Genomic DNA, 3835 nt, shown 5'->3' on the forward strand with positions numbered 1-3835 from the left:
GGCGTCGTGGGCTCGGGCGTCGGGCCCGGGTCCGTGGGGGTCGGCTGCGTGGGCGTCGGCTCGGACGGCGTCGGCTGGGGGGCCGGTGTCGACGGCGACGTCACCGTCACGTCCGCACCGCGGAACCGGAGGGCGGCGCCGCGCGCGAGGCCGTCGCCGCGGTAGACGACCCGGATGCGACTGCCGGAGCGCTCGGTGCGCAGCCGCGCGCCCAGCCAGGCCCAGTCGGTCACGGCGTCGCGGGAGCCGCTGAACGACTGGACGACGCTGCCGTCGGTCGCCACCTCCTGCAGGGTCAGGCGCACGGGACGCGCGCCGCCCACCGTCGACACCTGGCTCGCGACGTGCACGAGCGAGCCGGCTTCCAGGCGGTCGCCCGACCGACGCGAGGTGGCCGTGAGGTTCCCGCTCCCGCTGGCGCGCAGCTGGCAGACGCGCTCGGGCGCGTCGACGCCGGAGAGCAAGGCGTTCGGCGACGTCGTCCAGCCGAGTGCGCCGGAGCGGCAGGTGCTGTTCGGCACCCACTCGCCGGCACGGCCCGGCGGCAGCACCGCGCGCACGCGCACCGGGCGGACGAAGAACCGGGCGTGCCCGCGGGTGCGGGTGTGCACCGGGCGGACGGCGATCCGGCTGCCCTCGTGCGCGATGGTCAGGGTGGTGGAGACGGTGCGGTACGTCCAGCTGCCCGGCACGGCGCGTCCGGTGACGATGCGGGTCGCGCCCGACGTGCGTCGCTCGGTGACCCGTAGGGCCAGCCGGCCGCCGCGCAGGCCCGACGCCATCGGTGCGGTGACCGTGACCCGGGTGCCCGCGGGGAAGGCCAGCAGGCTGGAGCTGCTCTGCGCCGCGACGTCACGGGTGCGGGGCGAGTGGTTCTTCACGACGAGCGCACGACGGGACGAGCGTTGCTGGACCGCCAGGCGGGCACGGTCGCCGGGGTGCCACGACGCACGGCCCGCGGCGAAGTCGTGGTTGCGCAGGACCTGCGCCGTCGTGGGGGAGGTCGTGGCCGAGGCGGTCGTCGCGGTGGCCGGCCCCGGGTCGAGCGAGCGCGCGGGGGCTCCAGCGAGCGCGGCGGAGGCCGGAGCGGCCATCGCGCCGACCGCGAGCACCCCCGACAGGAGGTGGATGCCGATGCGCGGCACCCACCCCCCGGGGGCGATGGTGCGTTCTCCCATGACGTGCCACCTTGGTGTTCTTCTCCCTGGCGCAGCACGCGGTCTCCCGTCCGCGACGCTGCTCGTGGGACGAACTCAACCACAGGTCGGGACTTTGGTCCTGATTTAAATTGAGAATCTTCGGGACAACGTCCCGGGGCCGTCCGGGACCTGCGGGCGAAGGCCCCGGGACACCCGCTCAGGTCGGGAGCAGACGGCCGACGAAGGCCTCGAGCTGGGCGATGGTGCTGCAGGCGTGCATGGGCACGACCTGGGCGTACTCGGGTGCCACGGAGTCGCCGAGACCCCACCGGGTCGGGTGCTCGGGGTTCAGCCAGAACGTGCGGCGCGCGCGGTCCGCCACCGCAGCGAGCGCGGGCAGGCCGAGGGGCTGGTTGTTGTTCCGCGCGTCGCCCAGCACCAGCACGCTCGTCCGCGGACCGACGGCGTCGAGGTGGTGCTCGGCGAAGTCCGCGAACGCCTCGCCGTAGTCGCTCGAGCCGTGCCAGGAGGTCACGCGCGCCTCGGCCGCGATGCGCGCCGCCAGGTCGCCCCCGTCCTTGACGATGTCGGTCACCTCCGCAGTGGCGTTCACGAAGGCGAACACGCGCACCTTGCTGAACTGGTCGCTCAACGCACGGACGAGCAGCATCGTGAACGCCGAGAACCCCGCCACCGACCCCGACACGTCGCACAGCAGCACCAGCTCCGGTCGTCCCGGGTGCGGCCGGGCGTGGACGGGCACGATCGGGACGCCACCGGTCGACAGCGCCTTGCGCATCGTCCGGCGGACGTCGATCCGTCCGCGCTGCGACGCGCGTCGTCGGGCCGACAGCCGGGTCGCGAGCCGACGCGACAGCGGACCGACCGCCACCCGCAGCTCCTCGAGCTGCTGACGGTTGGCGCTCAGGAAGTCGACGTGCTCGCTCGTGCTGCGCACGGCGTGCCGCAGGATCGTGTCGCGCCCGCGCGACTCCGCGGTCCGACGTCGAGCCTCGGACGCCACCATCTGGCGGAACGCCTCCACGAGCCGCCGGACCTCGTCACGCTCCAGGCGGTCGGTGAACGGCGTGGCGTCGACGTCCCCGTCGCCGGACTGCGCGGCAGGACCCTGGGCACCGCCGGGCCCTCGACCTGGCCCCGAGCCACCCTGGCCCTGGCCCGACGCGCCCTCGCCGCCGGCGCCGCGCAGGGCGAGGGCGCGGGCGATCGCCGTCTGCGGAGCCATCCTGTCGAGGGTCTGGAACGCCGACCAGCCCGTGCTGCCCGTCCCGGGCGTCCCCACCGTGCCCAGCGCGTCGACGGCCAGCTCGGCGAGCTGCTCGAGCGTGCGCAGGTCGCCGTCCGCCAGGGCCATGACCAGCAGGTCGCGCAGGTCCTCGGTGTCGAGCGGCCCGTCGTGCTCGGCGACGCTCGCCGACGCGCCGACGCCCGTGGGGAAGAACAGGTCGAAGGTCATGTCGAAGACCTCGCGCTGACCACCGCGGCGCACCAGCGCGGATGCCAGGCCCTCGCGCAGGAGCGCCCGGTCCTCGAGACCGAGCACCGTCGCCACCTGTCCGGCGTCGACGACCTCGCTGGTGCCCACCTGCATGCCCTTCGAGCGCAGGGCGGTCGCGAACGCGACGAGCCGGCCGGCGAGGTCCTCGCCGACCGCTGCCGTCCCGCTGACGTCGTCCACGCGGCCGCTCAGACCTCGAGCGCGGCGCCGACGTCGAGCGTCTCGCGCGCCTTCTCGATGTCCTCGTGGTGCTTCAGCACGACGCCGAGCGTCTGCTGCACGGCGTCGTCGTCGAGCCGGCCCCCGAGGGCGAGCAGCGTCTGCGCCCAGTCGATGGTCTCCGAGACCGACGGCGTCTTGCGCAGCGGCATCGCGCGCAGGGCGTTGACCACGCGCACCAGCGAGGCCGACACCGCGTCGTCGAGGCCCGGGGCCTTGAGCTCGACGATGCGCCGCTCCAGCTCAGGGTCCGGGAAGTCGACGTGCAGGAACAGGCAGCGCCGACGCAGCGCCTCCGACAGCTCGCGCGTGGCGTTCGAGGTGAGCACCACGAACGGGCGGCGGGTGGCGCGGATCGTGCCGAGCTCGGGCACCGTCACCTGGAAGTCGCCGAGCACCTCCAGCAGCAGCCCCTCGATCTCGACGTCGGCCTTGTCGGTCTCGTCGACGAGCAGGACGGTGGGCTCCGTCCGACGGATCGCCGTCAGGAGCGGGCGGGGGAGCAGGAACTCCTCGCTGAACACGTCGGTGCGGGCCTCGTCCCACGACTCGTCGCGTCCCGCGGTGATGCGCAGCAGCTGCTTGGCGTGGTTCCACTCGTACAGCGCCCGGGCCTCGTCGACGCCCACAACCACCTCGGCCTCGAGGACGGTGGGGCGGTCAGCGAGGAGGACACGCTCGCGCAGGCGCTCGCCGACCGCGACACCGGGGCCCTGCTGCTGCGCGATGGCGGCTCGCCCGCCGACACCCGCTGGGTCCAGGAGCGCGAGGACCTGCCGCGCCTGATCCGCGCCGGGCGGCACATCGCGCGCACGAAGCGCTACATCCGCAACTACGCGCACGAGGTCGAGCCGGCCGACCTCCCGGCGTACGTCGTCCAGGAGGCGCGGCGCGGTGACGGCTGGGTCAAGCTCGTGGGGGACTGGATCTCCCGCGACTCCGGCGACCTCGCCCCCTC

General features: G+C 74.5%; 2 protein-coding genes and 2 pseudogenes. 1 reads left to right on the plus strand and 3 read right to left on the minus strand.

From position 1 onward, the window contains the following. From A6Q79_RS15670 to A6Q79_RS15680, 3 genes and pseudogenes are all read right to left on the minus strand, one after another. Window positions 1–1178: pseudogene (locus A6Q79_RS15670) on the minus strand (hypothetical protein); the annotation flags it as partial. A gap of 178 nt (window positions 1179–1356) precedes the next feature. Continuing rightward, the gene (locus tag A6Q79_RS15675) at window positions 1357–2838 is read right to left on the minus strand and encodes a VWA domain-containing protein (protein WP_067857536.1); all 1482 of its coding nucleotides are present in this window, start codon (window positions 2836–2838) and stop codon (window positions 1357–1359) included. Between the two features lie 8 nt (window positions 2839–2846). Next, on the minus strand, window positions 2847–3506 hold the full coding sequence (locus A6Q79_RS15680; protein WP_317698728.1) for a MoxR family ATPase: 660 nt from the start codon (window positions 3504–3506) through the stop codon (window positions 2847–2849). Here A6Q79_RS15680 and A6Q79_RS15685 point away from each other — a divergent pair. After that, window positions 3456–3835: pseudogene (locus A6Q79_RS15685) on the plus strand (amidohydrolase); the annotation flags it as partial. The gene A6Q79_RS15680 and the pseudogene A6Q79_RS15685 overlap by 51 nt on opposite strands.

This window comes from Aeromicrobium sp. REDSEA-S32_B7 (genome assembly GCF_001626145.1).
Lineage (GTDB): Bacteria > Actinomycetota > Actinomycetes > Propionibacteriales > Nocardioidaceae > Aeromicrobium > Aeromicrobium erythreum.